General features: G+C 53.9%; 11 protein-coding genes and 1 tRNA gene. 11 read left to right on the top strand and 1 reads right to left on the bottom strand.

The window, feature by feature from the left end; all coding sequences use genetic code 11:
• Positions 1-6 precede the first annotated feature (6 nt).
• Both BQ5456_RS02755 and BQ5456_RS02750 read left to right on the top strand, forming a co-directional pair.
• A complete protein-coding gene (locus BQ5456_RS02755) occupies positions 7-687 on the top strand; it encodes a response regulator transcription factor (protein ID WP_071128641.1) in 681 nt (226 codons plus the stop codon).
• Positions 688-693: 6 nt separating this feature from the next.
• The gene (locus BQ5456_RS02750) at positions 694-2,016 is read left to right on the top strand and encodes a sensor histidine kinase (RefSeq protein WP_071128640.1); all 1,323 of its coding nucleotides are present in this window, start codon (positions 694-696) and stop codon (positions 2,014-2,016) included.
• Positions 2,017-2,106: 90 nt separating this feature from the next.
• Here BQ5456_RS02750 and BQ5456_RS02745 read toward each other — a convergent pair whose 3' ends face one another.
• Entirely contained in the window at positions 2,107-3,378 is a 1,272-nt protein-coding gene (locus BQ5456_RS02745) for a DUF4032 domain-containing protein (RefSeq protein WP_071128639.1), read from the bottom strand.
• A gap of 121 nt (positions 3,379-3,499) precedes the next feature.
• On the opposite strand from BQ5456_RS02745, the gene BQ5456_RS02740 reads away from it, so the two are divergent.
• The 9 genes from BQ5456_RS02740 (at position 3,500) to BQ5456_RS02700 (ending at position 14,213) form a co-directional block, all read left to right on the top strand.
• On the top strand, positions 3,500-5,281 hold the full coding sequence (locus BQ5456_RS02740; RefSeq protein WP_071128638.1) for a serine/threonine protein kinase: 1,782 nt from the start codon (positions 3,500-3,502) through the stop codon (positions 5,279-5,281).
• Between the two features lie 119 nt (positions 5,282-5,400).
• Positions 5,401-6,324, top strand: a complete 924-nt coding sequence (locus BQ5456_RS02735; RefSeq protein WP_071128637.1) for a DsbA family protein — start codon at positions 5,401-5,403, stop codon at positions 6,322-6,324.
• 332 nt (positions 6,325-6,656) lie between these two features.
• Positions 6,657-6,732 (top strand) — tRNA-Thr (locus tag BQ5456_RS02730).
• A 405-nt stretch (positions 6,733-7,137) separates the two neighbouring features.
• Positions 7,138-8,178 carry a LacI family DNA-binding transcriptional regulator gene (locus BQ5456_RS02725; protein ID WP_071128636.1) on the top strand — a complete coding sequence of 347 codons (1,041 nt, stop codon included), beginning with the start codon at positions 7,138-7,140 and terminating at the stop codon, positions 8,176-8,178.
• Between the two features lie 22 nt (positions 8,179-8,200).
• Complete coding sequence (locus tag BQ5456_RS02720) at positions 8,201-8,962, top strand: SDR family oxidoreductase (protein ID WP_071128635.1); 762 nt, start codon at positions 8,201-8,203, stop codon at positions 8,960-8,962.
• The gene (locus tag BQ5456_RS02715) at positions 8,959-10,419 is read left to right on the top strand and encodes a CoA-transferase (RefSeq protein WP_071128634.1); all 1,461 of its coding nucleotides are present in this window, start codon (positions 8,959-8,961) and stop codon (positions 10,417-10,419) included. The genes BQ5456_RS02720 and BQ5456_RS02715 overlap by 4 nt, the downstream gene beginning before the upstream one ends.
• Before the next feature lie 55 nt (positions 10,420-10,474).
• Positions 10,475-11,650, top strand: coding sequence for a thiolase family protein (locus tag BQ5456_RS02710; RefSeq protein WP_071128633.1), 1,176 nt, complete (start codon positions 10,475-10,477; stop codon positions 11,648-11,650).
• Between the two features lie 14 nt (positions 11,651-11,664).
• Complete coding sequence (locus tag BQ5456_RS02705; RefSeq protein WP_071128632.1) at positions 11,665-13,002, top strand: MFS transporter; 1,338 nt, start codon at positions 11,665-11,667, stop codon at positions 13,000-13,002.
• Between the two features lie 68 nt (positions 13,003-13,070).
• Complete coding sequence (locus BQ5456_RS02700) at positions 13,071-14,213, top strand: glycerate kinase (protein WP_071128631.1); 1,143 nt, start codon at positions 13,071-13,073, stop codon at positions 14,211-14,213.
• Positions 14,214-14,248 lie beyond the last annotated feature (35 nt).

Genomic DNA, 14,248 nt, shown 5'->3' with positions numbered 1-14,248 from the left:
GGGAATATGACTACAGTTTTACTTGTTGAAGACGATCCGGCCATCTCGGAACCCCTGGCACGTGCGCTAGGGCGAGAAGGCTACGAAGTGCGCGCCCACGGTACCGGTCGCGGAGCTCTCGGTGAAATAATTGGCGCTGACCTGGTGATACTCGATTTAGGGTTGCCCGATATGGATGGGTTAGACGTGGCTCGGGAGATTCGCTCCCAAGGGTCTTCGGTGCCGATTTTGGTGCTGACCGCCCGCACTGACGAAGTTGATATGGTGGTTGGTCTGGATGCAGGCGCGGATGACTATGTAACCAAGCCTTTCCGGCTAGCGGAACTCTTGGCGAGGGTGCGCGCCCTGTTGCGCCGCGCTGGTAGCGACTTCCAAGATGACACTCTAGAGGCGCAAGACATTAAAATTGATGTTTCCGCTCACCGTGCTTTTCAGGATGGACGGGAGCTGCAGCTGACCGCCAAAGAGTTCGATCTGCTGCGTATTTTGATTAAAGAGGCGGGCAATGTGGTTCCTCGCCAGGTGATTATGCAGGAGGTATGGGGCTCGGATCCCGCGGGTTCCACCAAGACCTTGGATATGCATATTTCCTGGTTGCGCCGAAAACTGGGCGATGATGCTGCCTATCCCTATTACATTTCTACTGTGCGGGGAATGGGATTTCGTTTCGAGACCGACCGAAAGTAGACCGTGATGCGCCGCCGCGCGCTGTTAATGGTTTTTCAGTCAGTGTTGGTATCGCTGACCCTATTGGGACTACCTTTGGCAATTTTGGCTCCGTCGTACGTGTGGCAGTCCAGCCAGAGAGCCCAAGATCAGCAAGCGGTTACCCTGTCACGTTATCTGGATCAGATTGGGGTACACGACCTGGATCGTACCCGAAAGGCAGTTATCCAGTGGCGACGCGTCTATGCTCCCGAAGCTCAAATCCGTATTGACCATCAGGAAAAGCGTATTTTTGATTCTGGCCCCATAGGCACTGACTGGCAACTGTATTCCCACGCTCGCAGCGCTGGGGGTCTCTACGTTTCTGTGCGTTCCTCGGCGGTGCCAGTGATTTGGTCCGCGGTAGGGGCAGTTTGTGCGGTGCTCATCTGCGGGGCGGTGGCACTGGGGGCGGGCACCGCCTTCGCTTTCCATGGTTCGCGCCGGCTGGCTGCGCCCCTAATCTATCTTTCTGCCCAGGCAGAACAAGTGGGTTCCGGGGCAGTGCAAGCCCGGCTAGAGCCTACTGGAATCGAAGAGATTGACCTGGTAAGTGAGGAACTTTCTCGCTCCGGGGAAAGGATTGTGGGTCGGATTGCCAAGGAGCGCCAGTTCGCTTCGGACGTCACTCACCAGTTGCGCACCCCCTTGACCGCCCTGTCAATGCGGATAGAAGAAATCCAATATCTAAGCGATGACGAAGAGGTACGCAGCGAAGCTGAAGCCTGCCTGGAACAGGTAGAACGAATCACCCAAGTGGTAGAGGATTTGAAGAAGCGCGCACAGCAGGCCAGTCACGGTCACACCCAGGCAGTGAAAATGGAGGAGATTTTCCGTCAACAAAAGGACGAGTGGGAGCCCCAATTCGCAGCAGTAGGACGCCAAATTGTTTTTAATAACTTGGTAACTGACCGTTTACCCTTGGCGACCCCCTCTTCACTTTCGCAGGCCATTGCCACTTTGGTAGAGAATTCTTTGAAATACGGGGCAGGTACGGTCACGGTTTCTACCCGCAAAGGAGTCTCCTCGCGCTCAATCTTCGTAGAAGTTGCTGACGAGGGCGAGGGGGTGAGCGAAGATATTGCCCCCGATATTTTCCGGCGGGGAGTTAGCGGTCACGGGTCCAGTGGAATCGGTCTGGCGCTGGCGAAAGACCTGATTGAAGCCGATGGAGGTCGCATTGAGCTAACTAATCGTCAGCCGGCGGTTTTTACGATTTCCCTAGCGGCTGTTTCCGAGTCGATGTCTCCCGATCGTCTCTTACCTCAAGGGGGATTAGTAGTGATAGGGCGCCGTCATGGTCGCCACTAACGGCACTTTTAGGGAACCAGCACCATTATCCAGGGTTTCTTCAGCTAGCGCTCTAGGTTATCAATGCCGGTGCGCACCAGAAAATGACAGTTAGTTTCTTTCTGAGTCTAGATAGTCGGAAATATCGGCGGTCGCGGTGAGAGGCATGGGAAGTACTACTTGCTCGTCTGGGCGGGTCGCCAACTGGGTGCGGATATAGTCCTTTACCGCTTTGCGGGTGTGGACATGGTGGTGAGCTTTTTCAGACATGAACCAGCGGTGCTCTAGAACCTCATGGAAGATTTGTGCCGGCTCTAGTTTCGCCCGCAGGTCATCGGGGATTGCGCTGATAGTGGGCAGATAAACGCGGTCCATCCAGGCGTTTGCCACTAAACGCAGCGGAGTTTTGCTTAGTTTCTTGTGTTGCTGATAGGTCAAAATATCGGTGTAGATACGTTTTGCCTGTTTTTCTTGGACTTCCAGACCGGTTAAATCTTTTACCAGACGCTGGAAATGCCCGGCCTCTACCACTCGCGGGGCGAACCTCAGGAAATCCCCGTCCTCATCGGATTCAATGTCTACTTGACCGATATCGAAACCGAGCTGTCCCAACCTGTCGGCGCGTGCTCCTACTCGCCAAATCTCGTCGGCGGGGATACGCTCGGATCTGGTTAAATCATTCCAGAGGGCGCGGTAGCGTTCTTCCAGGTAATCGCCGACTATAGTCGGATCAAAGTCTTCGTCTACCAGACCACCTGCCTGTAAGTCCATTAGTTCGCCGATGATATTCATAGCACCTAGGGAAACATCGTATTCGCGGGAACGATCCGAGATGTTGTCGTAAAAACGCCCAGTTTCTGCATCTACCAGATAGGCGGCATAGGTGCCGGCATCACGGCGGAAAAGGGTATTTGATAAGGAAACATCTCCCCAGTAGAACCCGGATAAATGCAAGCGAACCAGCAGGGCAACTAGGGAATCCAGGACGCGGTCGAGGGTGCCGCGAGATAGATGTTTTGACAATAACACCCGGTAGGGAAGGGAATACTGTAAGTGGTGGGTGACTAGGGCGGAGGGTAGTTCTTCGCCATTTTCGTCCTCGCGTCCGGCGACTACTGCCGCCACCGACACAGTAGGCAGTTCTTTACTTTGCAGCTGGCGCAGCATTTGGTATTCGTGGAGCGCATCGCGTTCAGAAATCTCTTTGACTGCGAAAATTTCGCCCTTGGCCTGAATAAAACGTACTACGTGGCGGGAAATGCCACGGGGGAGGGCTGCTAACAGCTCATTTGGCCATTCTTCTAGAGGCAAGGACCAGGGCAGAGAAGGTACCAGGGAATAAAATGAAGAGGTCCCCTCAGTAGTTACCCTTAGCTTTTGCATAGCTGGCACTATTTCCTCCTTATGGCTATTGCTAGGACAATTGTGGCACAGGTAGTTGGGTATCTGCGAACACAGTTAGCTAAAATCGCTTAAAGAGAGTTGCTTAACAGTTAGGGAGATAGTGGTCGCGCAAGAAATTGGCGGATACAAGGTACTTAAGGCCTTGGGGACAGGGGGGATGGCATCGGTTTACCAAGCCGAAGCCCCCGATGGGCGCCAAGTTGCCTTGAAATTTTTGCATCCCCAAATCGCTAGCGACCCCAATGCCCGCAAACGCTTGCAGAGAGAAGCTGACGCGATTAACCGGGTCAGCTCCTCGGGGGTAGCGAAAGTTTTTGAGGTAAACACCGAGGGTGAAACTCCTTATGTGGCCATGGAACTGATTAAAGGGGTCACTATCGCCCAGGATGTGAGCGAATTCGGTACCTGGAATCTGCCAGATCTGATTGACCTGGCACAGTGGCTAGCCCGGATTTTGCGGGAACTTCATAGCGCCGGGGTAGTGCATAGAGACGTGAAACCCGCGAACATTATGATTTCTAAGCAGGGGCCGGTGTTGATTGATTTTGGGATCTCCCAAACCCCGGGGGCAGAACGTTTAACCGCAACCGGGCTGGTCACAGGAACTCCCGGCTATATTTCACCGCAACTTATTCAAGGCGAGGATGCACAGGAGCGCGATGACTGGTGGGCTTGGCTGTGCGTGTTGCTCTATTGCATCACTGGTCGTCCCCCCTTTGGTTCTGGCCCTATCGAGGTAGTTTTAGGGCGGATAAATACCGGTCAAGCCGACCTGTCAGAATTGCCGCAGCCACTCAGGCAAGTGTTTTTGGCTGGCTTCCAGGTGGATCCGGAGCGCCGCGCCTCCCCCGAGCAGCTAATCGCGGCTTTTGAGGCGGTTAATGAGGGGAAAGATCCTGCTGACTACTTGCCGGAAGGCGCCTACCTGCAGGATGATTCTGGCTCTGCGACGGCTAGCCAGGGTACAGCGGTTTTGGGGGCAACGAGTATCGGAGCTGCTGGTCTGGGGGCGGCAGGCTTAGGGGCGGCTCCTCCCAGTTTCCCCCCTTCCCCTCAACACGGAGGGGAAACAGAGCCCAACTCTGCCCCCCTGGCTTCGGGGCAAGCTACGCGGCTTTATCCCCCCGCGTCCCCTGAAAATGCCGGCGCTGCCGCTAACCAGGTAGTGCCAGCGGGGAATTATGCCGGGAACTATGCGAGTAGCGGCGTAAATTCGGGGGCGCAGCCGCCTGGCTATGGCGCAGTCGCCGGAGTTGCTCCTGGCGGCGAGGTGCCTGCACAGTGGGAGCCGCGCTATATCCCTAATAAGCTACCTAATGCTTGGATATCCTGTTTGGCGTTAATGCTATCTTTATCTCTGTTTACGGAAGTTTTTGAGTTCAAAAATTATTCGGGAACCTCTGACGTGAATTATCTGTGTGCGGTAGTCTTAGCGATTTTAGTAGCGCTTTGCGGTCTTTTTGGGGCATTTAGGGCGCGCATGCGAGATGCGCAATTGGCTTCGGGAATGGTTACTCCGCCCAGCGCAGCACTTAAAGCCCAACCGTTATTGGCTCCGATAAATGGAGCAATCGTGGTGACCATACTGGTGGCGGTGGGTGTTTCTCTTATAGGGCGTTTTGGCTACCCGCCGTTAATGCAGCTGGCGTCGCAGCTTTTGCCACCGGGGCTGCGCGAACAACCGGTGATTTATCGGGTACTGCTCTACCTGGCGTGTTCGCTGTTTGGGACGATAGTTGCCTTCTTTTCTCGTTCCTTTCGGGTGGGGTTTGGTTCTATGGTGCGCCTGCTGGGGGGAGCGGGGGCGCGCCTATTTTGGATCTTGGTGGCGTTAGCAGCCAGTATTGCTGCCGAATATATGGTGGTAAATGGTCTGTGGTAGGTGGCGTCACCCAGGATTACGGTGATTAAAGCCCGGATAGGGTGAGAGTGAGGTGCGTCCTCGTTTATGCTTAAAACAGATAATCTGGAAAGTTGCAGGAAAGTAGTAGCGGGAAAGTAATGGCAAAGACAAAAGGCAAAATGCAGACCGGAAAAATTAAGAGTTCATCTCCAGCTGCGAAAAAGCGGCAAGAAAAGGTTTGGAAGCAGGTAGAAGCGCAGCGTGAAGCGGCGCGGCGCAAGCAGACTCGTAATCGCGTGGTAATCGCGATAGTTGCGGTGCTGGTGGTGGCGGCGGTCGCCCTCTCCGGATACCTGATTGCGCAGCGAGGGAACAATATAGCGCATGCAAGTCGAAGTGCTGGGGGCGCGGTGCTTTCCGGACAAAGCCCGGAAAAAGTTGCTGCCCTCTCTGGTCAACAGGCCGTTGATGCGGCGCAGGGCATTTTGATTGGTCAAAAGGGCGTATATAAAGCTACCGCTGGGGTTCCCACGATTGAGATGTGGTACTCCTATGGCTGCCCCGCTTGTTTGAATCTAGAGCACAAGCTGGGGGATAAAGTCCTGGCTTTTGCTAAAGATGGTAAAGCCAATCTGGTGCTGCATCCGGTGGCTACTCACGCTCTGCCGTGGACGATCATCGCCGGGAATGCTTCTATGCAGGTAGCTGCAGAGCAGCCGGAGAAGACGCTGGATTTCCACCAGGCGTTGATCGATGCCGGATATGGGGTGATGTTCGCTAAAGGTGAGGACGCTGGGTGGAAGGATCAGGGTAACTCCACGATTATGGCTGATCCGGCTAAGTCGCTAGAAAAAATCAAAGAAGTTGCCAAGAAGGTTGGGGTTAAAGACGAGATCATTAACTCCTTTAAGGCAGATCCGCAATCGGCGCTGCTGGAGAAGTGGCAAAAACAGTGGGCGGAGGCTGCTGGTAAGCAAACCCAGCAGGTAGGTACCCCGATGTTTGCCTCCAATGGGAAATTGGTTGAGAACCCGATTAACCAGGATGGAAGTTTTAACGAGGACGTGTTGCTGGGGAAGTAATAGGTCTGGGACTGCTAGCTGGGTGGGGATTAAGTCTCAGCCACTAGTAACTCGGGGCGGACTAGGTGGGTCTCACCTAGGTAGAGATCAGGTTTGATCCAGCGGTAGGTTAGTGAGAACTACTCTTTAACTGCCGAAGAAATACGGGAGATCGGGTTGCAACTAGCTGCGGTTTTGTTCATTTACTAAAGCCATGACAAACTAAAGGGCGTCTTCATTTTTGAGGACGCGAGGCGAGGACTGCGGGTACGGGATACCTACCCAACGCGCCGGTTTCGTAAGGGCCGCGGGAGTTACAGACGCACCGCACCCTCTGTACGCATTGCGTACCCGCCGACTTAGCTCAGTTGGTAGAGCAGCTGTCTTGTAAACAGCAGGTCATCGGTTCGAGTCCGATAGTCGGCTCCACGCAGGGAATATTCTATTTGGGTCGTTGCGCAGCCAGGATGTAATCCTGGTATTTTCCCTATTACGGGAAAGAATCCTGCTGCCGGGCAGGTCGGCGGATAGCGATAATCACTCATGGTGACTTAGAACGCGTCGAGGTCGTGGTGCTTATATCAGCAGCGGAGAATGTTCATTTTTGAAGATTGTTTGGGACAAATCGTAGCTTACGGGCGTTGGCGATTATTGCTCGATTTTAAAAAGCCTCGGTCTCCTACGCGGTAAAAATTGGGTTAAACAGCAGAAACGTAAATAATAAACTCTACAACTTAACGTTGCTTAACTCCCAGTCCTGATGTGATTATGAGCATAAGCGTCCAAAAAGGTCTCAGCAAAGAAGCGAGCCTTGGGCGTTACAAGGAGAAATGCATGAGGGTTAATGAGAACCGTAGTAGGGCTACCCGCGGATCGGCATCTGATATCGCCCAGGTGTTGGGAGTGTCGAAGGCAGCGGTCTCCTATGCATTAAATGGGAAGCCCGGAATCTCTGATGAAACCCGGCGGTCAATAATCGAATTGGCACGTGCTTACGGCATAGAAGTACCAGAACGTGCTACAAATATGCACACTATCCCCTCGTTGGTAGGTTTGGTACTTGCGGATCTTTCCAACCCGTTTTACCAGGAGCTAGGCGTTGCTGTGGCAGAGGTCGCTCGGTCACATAATCTAAACACGCTGTTAGCACACACCGGCGACCGTCCTAAAGATCTGCTCTCGACCGTGCAAACCATGACTCAGCATGGAGTTAATGGAATCATTCTTACCGCAACGCAAGATGGTGATGCTTCGGTAGCTCGCCTATTGCGCAATGCAAACCTGCCTTATGTACAGGTATCACGCAAAATGCCAACAGTACGTGCAGCTTTTGTGGGAATAGATAACAAGAACGCGGCAAAAGATATGGCTCTACATATGGTGAGCCACGGATATAAGAAGATAGCGCTGGCTATTGGTCCCCGGAGCTCTTCGGCTTCAAACGAGCGTCATGTTGGGTATCTTGAAGGTCTAATCGAAAGCGGATTATCCACCCCTACCGAGTGGATTGTGCGTACCGATCTGGGAACTGGGGGCGGGTATAACGCCGCAAAACATTTTCGTTCGCTAAAACGTGGGTTACCAGAGGCAATTCTGTGTGGCTCAGATGCCATTGCTTTCGGAATAATAGAGGATTTTAACGCTCATGGTATTAGCGTTCCTGACGACGTCGCTGTGGGAGGTTTTGATGGTGTTACCCCAGCGGTATGGCCAGGATTTTCACTTACCACTATCGTGCAACCAATTCGTGCGATGGCGGAGCAAGCTGTGGTGCAGCTAGAAAACCTGATGCGTAACGAGCGTGTCAAGCAAACGGACATCGTATGTCCATATGAACTACACATCGGCAATTCTTGCCGCTGTCAACCTATTTAATCTAATGAAAGGTATAAGAATAATGGATTCGATATCGCTAAACGGCAGGGTTGCGGTAGTAACCGGAGCCTCGCAGGGGATTGGTAAAGGCATCGCGCTAAAACTTGCGCAGCGCGGAGCCACCGTGGTTGTTGTAGATATTAATGGCGAGGCTGCCAAGGTGGTGGCTGAACAGTGTGGAGGCAAGTCACGATCCATTGCATTGAATGTTGCCGATCGTGAAGCTGTGGATGCTGCCATAGAGCAGGTGATTGCGGAACTGGGCAAGATTGACATCCTGGTAAATAACGCCGGAATCAACCGTGACGGCATGCTTCATAAGATGACCGATGACATGTGGGATGTGGTGCTCGCAGTAGATCTTTCTGCCGTTTTCTACTTGTGTCGCAAGGTGGGATCGCATATGCGTGAAAACCAGTATGGGCGCATTTGTAACGTGGCCTCCGAATCTTGGCAAGGAAACGTGGGGCAAACTAACTACGCGGCAGCAAAAGGTGGCGTTGTCTCCCTAACCCGCTCTATATCCAAGGAGCTGGGGTTCAAGAATGTGACCGCCAATGCAATTGCTCCTGGTTTTATTGAAACGGATATGACCTGCAAGCTTAAGGAAATTCCTTCACGTGCTGGATTCGAGAACCTCTATGAAGAGCAAGTCGCAAAGGTGTCCCTCAAGCGTGCCGGAAAACCAGAGGATGTAGCCAATCTGGTTGCGTTCCTGGTATCTGACGATGCCTCCTACCTGACCGGTGAAACCATTCGCATCGGAGGGGGATACAAGCTATGAGCTTTAAACAAGTGACGCCTGAAGAAGTGGCATCACTGATTCCGAACGGGGCTACTGTAGCTGCCGATGGTTTCACCATGATGAGCGTAGCTGATGAAATCTATGCGCATATCGAACAGTCATTCTTAGAAAAAGGTACCCCGAATAATTTGACATTCGTACATGCAGCTGGGCAGTCAAACCGAGTGGATGGGCTTGCCCGCCTTGCTCACCCAAAATTACTAAAACGCGTAGTGGGGCCACACTGGGGGCTAAACCCACCTATGGCGAACCTGTTGGGCGAAGATGAGGTGGAAGCTATTTGCTTGCCGCAAGGTCAGATATCCACGCTGTATCGTACGATAGCAGCAGGTAGACCGGGGCAGCTTTCTACGGTGGGGCTCGGTACTTTCGTTGACCCACGGCTGGATGGAGGACGAATTAACGATTCTGCCCGTGCTGCCACAGCTCCTGATGAGTATGTGGAACTGGTGGAAAGAGATGGTAAGGAATACCTATTCTACAAGTCTTTCCCGATTGACGTGGCGATTATACGGGGTACGAAGATTGATCCAGATGGAAATATGTCGCAAGAAGACGACGTGACAATTCTGGATTCGCTGGCAATTGCGCAGTCTGTTCATAACAATGGCGGAATCGTAATTGCCCAGGTGAAGCAGATTGTAGAGCGTGGTGACATTCCGGCTCGTCTGGTGAATGTTCCCGGTGTACTGGTGGATTACGTTATGGTGACTTCTGATCCAGCGAAATACCACAAGCAAACTAACTCGGCGGTTGAGGTAAATATGGATCTGATCACGGGGTATGCCTCCTCTGAGGAACTAGCAAAGTCCATCCTTGACCACGAGGTGGAACCGGTTCGGGTGCGCATCGGGGAGAGGGGCGCAAAGCTGGTACGCGACGGAGACATTATTAATCTAGGTACCGGTCTCCCCGGAGACTCCATAGGTCGGGCACTTGCGGTAAGCGGTAAGCTCGCCAAAGTTACCTTAACGGTGGAGTCTGGCACATACGGAGGTGTCCCGCTAGGGGGAGTGGACTTTGGGTGTGCAATTCATCCGGCAGCTATTATCAGCCATCCGCAACAGTTCGATTTTTACAACGGTGGCGGCGTGGACATCACCTACATGGGTGTGGGGCAAGTAGATGGTAAAGGCAATATTAACGTTTCGGCTTTTGGTGGCAAAGCCATCGGCTGCGGTGGCTTCATGGACATTGTGGACGGTGCGAAACGAATCTGCTTCCTGATGATTGCCGATTCGAAACATCCCAAGTGGGTAGATGAAGTGGACCAATTAACTTTCTACGGTGCTGCCGCCCTAGATAAAGGGCAAGAAGTCTACTTGGCTTCTGAACATTACATGGTGCAACTAACCACCGAAGGTTGGAAGATTCTCGAGGTTGATGACAATGACGCTGCTCGCCAAGCAGCGGCGCTCATTCATACGACGCGTTAAGTAAAACACTGGATTCCGCGAAGGCGGGAGCGGTTCTATTAAGAAAGGTAAACAATTGGAAAAAATAGTCATTATTGAGGGCGCAAGGACTGCAATCGGTACATTTGCTGGTTCCCTGTCCACTACGCCTAATCACGTCATGGGGGCAACCGCGATGAAAGCGGCGGTGGAACGTTCTGGCGTTCCCATGGATGCAATTGATGAAGTAGTAGTTGGCTGCGTGGGACAAGTAGGCGGGGATGCCTTCTTGGCACGCCGAATTTCCTTAGAGGCGGGAGTACGCGAAGAGTCCACTGCTTTTACAGTAAATAGGTTATGTGGATCGGGGTTGCAGGCAGTTCAATCTGCAGCGCTTGAACTGCGTGCTGGAGATTCGAAATTCGTAGTTGCCGGTGGTTCCGAAAATATGTCGAATCAGCCCTTTATGGATTTTCAGGCGCGTAACGGCTGGCGCACTGGCAACCATACCTTGGTTGATGGAACCATGTCGCTAGTAACCGATCCTTTTGGTGGTTACCCGATGGGTGTTACCGCAGAAAATGTAGCGGATAAATTCGATATTTCCCGCACGGATCAAGATGCTTTTGCAGCACGTTCACAAAGGTTAGCCGCAAAAGCTCAAGCTGACGGCATGTTCCAAGATGAGATCGTGGACATCACAGTTAAGGAACGTAAGTCAGAGCGTGTGTTTAACACCGATGAGCATTTGCGCCCCACCTCCAACGAGGAGAAATTGGCCAAACTACGTCCTGCTTTCCGCAAAGGTGGATCCGTTACCGCCGGTAATTCCTCCGGCATTAACGATGCTGCTGCCATGTTGGTGATGACCACTGAATCTATTGCCAAGGCGGAAGGTTTAAAGCCGATTGGTGAGCTGGTTAGTTTTGCAAAGGCAGGTTTGGCTCCCGAAATTATGGGTTTTGCTCCAGCATTGGCGATTCCGCGGGCGCTTGATAAGGCTGGGCTGTCCCTGGCCGATATCGACTGGATCGAGCTTAACGAGGCCTTCGCCGCTCAGGCACTAGCCGTGATCCGTGACCAGGATTTGGATATGGATAAGACGAACCCGCTGGGTGGCGCGATTGCATTGGGGCACCCGGTGGGAGCAACTGGCGCTATTTTGACACTTCGTACCCTTTACAACCTGCGTCGCACGAACACCGAATTTGGCATGGTAACCATGTGCATTGGTGGAGGCCAAGGCGTGGCAGCGGTATTCCGCGCACTATAGAACGGAGAAATTATATGTCAACTACACATGCTGAGTTCTCCTCCGAAGAGAAATCTAGGATGGACCTACTAACAAAGAAGAACTTCAAGAAGCTGATGCCGCTCCTGGTGATCGTGTACATCATTAGCTTCATTGACCGCACCAATATCGGTATGGCTAAAGAAGCGCTGCAGGCTGATATCGGCCTTTCGGCGGCCGCCTACGGCCTCGGTGCCGGTCTGTTCTTCCTTTGCTATGCCGTGCTCGAGATCCCCTCGAACCTGATCATGCACAAAACGGGTGCTCGCTTCTGGATCACCCGAATCATGGTCACCTGGGGCATTATTTCGATGCTTATGGCGATCGTCTGGAACGATACATCGTTCTACGTACTGCGAATCTTGCTAGGTGTCGCTGAAGCAGGCCTGTACCCTGGCATCATCCTGTACATTTCGTACTGGTTCCCGCAGAAGTACCGCGCTCGCGCCATCGGCATTTTCCTCCTCGGCGTATCGATCGCAAACATCATTGGGGCCCCGCTGGCGGGCGCTCTGCTCCAGATGCATGGTTTGCTCGGCCTACACGGTTGGCAGTGGATGTTCATTATTGAAGGTCTGCCGGCAGTTTTCCTTGCCTACGGCGTGTGGCACTGGCTTCCTAATAAGCCAGAAAACGCTAAGTGGCTCAGCGACGAGGATAAGGATCTCATCGAGCGTTACCTCGCTTCGGAGGACGTTGGAGAAGAGTCCAGCCACAGTGATCTGCGCGCGCTGGGCCCGGTCTTTCGCGATCCAATTATCTGGCTGGTAGTTGTTGCTTACTTCACCCACCAGATCGCTGTGTACTCGCTGTCGTACTTCTTGCCCTCCATGATTAAGTCTTACGACGCGAACATGGGCAGCATGACGGTGGGTCTAATTACTGCGATTCCGTGGATCGCGGCTGCGCTGGGATCCTGGTTCCTACCGAAGTACGCCACCGGCCTTCGCAAGTCGAAGTTCATGGCCTCGATTGGGTTCCTCATGGTTGCCGCTGGTCTGACCATCGCTGCTGTTGCCTCAACGAACCTATGGGTCGCCGTTATCGGCTTCTTCATCGCTGCTTCACAGCTGTTCGTGATCCAGTCGATCCTGTTCACCTTCCCGCAGCAGCGCTTCTCTGGCGCCACCTCTGCAGCAGCTGTCGCATTCATGAATATGTGCGGCCTGGCGGGTGGCTTCCTAGGCCCCACGGTCATGGGCAAGTTAGAGGACTCGACCGGCAACCAGCTTGCTGGTCTATGGTTCATCATCATCGCTGTGCTTGTTGGTTCCGTCCTGGTATGGGGTCTGAAGTACCGCAACACCAATGCTGAAGAATCAGCAAATGCGTAAAACATCCTAGATTGGTGGGGTAGCCGCTTTAAACCCGGCTACCCCACCACTCAACAATCGGAGTAGCAATGAAATTCGTCCTCGCCCCTGATTCTTTCAAAGGCACGATGAGCGCCGCCACCGCCGCCGCAACGATGAGCGCCGGGGTTCGTGATGTGTTCCCTGATGCTGAATGCATTGAGGTTCCCATGGCTGACGGCGGCGAAGGAACCACCCAGTCCCTGGTGGACGCGCTTGGCGGCAAACTACTCCACGCCGATGTCGCCGATGCACTCGGGCGCACCAGGACCGCCCACTTCGGGTGGATCGAGGCGGAACGCCTGGCGGTCGTCGAAATCGCCGAGGCTGCCGGCATCGAACACCTCACCACAGAAGAGCTGAACCCCCGCGAAGCAAACACCGCGGGCGTGGGTCAGCTGCTCAACCACATACTTGAACTCTCCCCCGCCCGCCTGATAGTTGGCCTGGGCGGATCAGCCACCAATGACGGCGGCTGGGGCATGGCGCGCGCCCTGGGCGCGGTTGCCACAACTGCCGCAGGAAAGGAAATTGAGACCCGGGCGCTGGCTCTGGCGGACGCCGCCAACCTGGACACCAGCGGCATCAGCGAACGCTGGCAAGATGTAGAAATCACGCTCGCGTGCGACGTCGATAACCCACTCACCGGCGAACGCGGCGCAACCGCCGTCTTCGGCCCCCAAAAGGGCGTGCAACCGAATGAGGTTGAGGTGTTTGACGCAGCCCTCGCCCAATGGGGCAAGCTCCTGGACTCGGCAAGCGGGCGTGCCGTATCCGAGATTCCCGGAGCCGGAGCAGCCGGCGGCCTGGGCGCGGCCTTCATGGCACTGCTGGGCGCAAAACCGCAGCGCGGCGTGGAAGTCGTGATAGCCACCGTGAAGCTCGGCGAAAAAATCGCGGGTGCGGACTTCGTGTTCACCGGAGAAGGCTCCATGGACTTCCAGACCAAATTTGGCAAAACCCCGTGGGGGGTTATGCTCGAGGCACGCGCACAGGGCGTACCCACTATTGCGTTCACCGGCAATCTGGGCCGCGACGTGGAGTCGCTACACGAAAACGGTTTCGCGGCCATCATCCCCACCGTGCGGGTTGTTGGCACCCTTAAAGAGGCTCTCGCCACAGCCCAGCCGTCACTACAAGATTCAGTGCGAATGGCGTGCCGCATCCTCGCGGCGGCACGAACACGCGAATAGCTCTAAGTCGGCTTGGCTCAGCACGGGCCAAGCCA

Source organism: Varibaculum massiliense (genome assembly GCF_900106855.1).
In the GTDB taxonomy this organism is placed as follows: Bacteria; Actinomycetota; Actinomycetes; order Actinomycetales; family Actinomycetaceae; genus Varibaculum; species Varibaculum massiliense.
Note: the sequence above shows the minus strand (reverse complement) of the source record. Positions and strands in the feature narration are given on the sequence as shown.

Excerpts from the sequence above, each read along its gene's own strand:
- BQ5456_RS02755 (WP_071128641.1), top strand. The coding sequence starts at position 7 with ATGACTACAGTTTTACTTGTTGAAGACGATCCGGCCATCTCGGAACCC.
- BQ5456_RS02750 (WP_071128640.1), top strand. The coding sequence starts at position 694 with ATGCGCCGCCGCGCGCTGTTAATGGTTTTTCAGTCAGTGTTGGTATCG.
- BQ5456_RS02745 (WP_071128639.1), bottom strand. The coding sequence starts at position 3,378 with ATGCAAAAGCTAAGGGTAACTACTGAGGGGACCTCTTCATTTTATTCC.
- BQ5456_RS02735 (WP_071128637.1), top strand. The coding sequence starts at position 5,401 with ATGGCAAAGACAAAAGGCAAAATGCAGACCGGAAAAATTAAGAGTTCA.
- BQ5456_RS02725 (WP_071128636.1), top strand. The coding sequence starts at position 7,138 with ATGAGGGTTAATGAGAACCGTAGTAGGGCTACCCGCGGATCGGCATCT.
- BQ5456_RS02720 (WP_071128635.1), top strand. The coding sequence starts at position 8,201 with ATGGATTCGATATCGCTAAACGGCAGGGTTGCGGTAGTAACCGGAGCC.
- BQ5456_RS02715 (WP_071128634.1), top strand. The coding sequence starts at position 8,959 with ATGAGCTTTAAACAAGTGACGCCTGAAGAAGTGGCATCACTGATTCCG.
- BQ5456_RS02705 (WP_071128632.1), top strand. The coding sequence starts at position 11,665 with ATGTCAACTACACATGCTGAGTTCTCCTCCGAAGAGAAATCTAGGATG.
- BQ5456_RS02700 (WP_071128631.1), top strand. The coding sequence starts at position 13,071 with ATGAAATTCGTCCTCGCCCCTGATTCTTTCAAAGGCACGATGAGCGCC.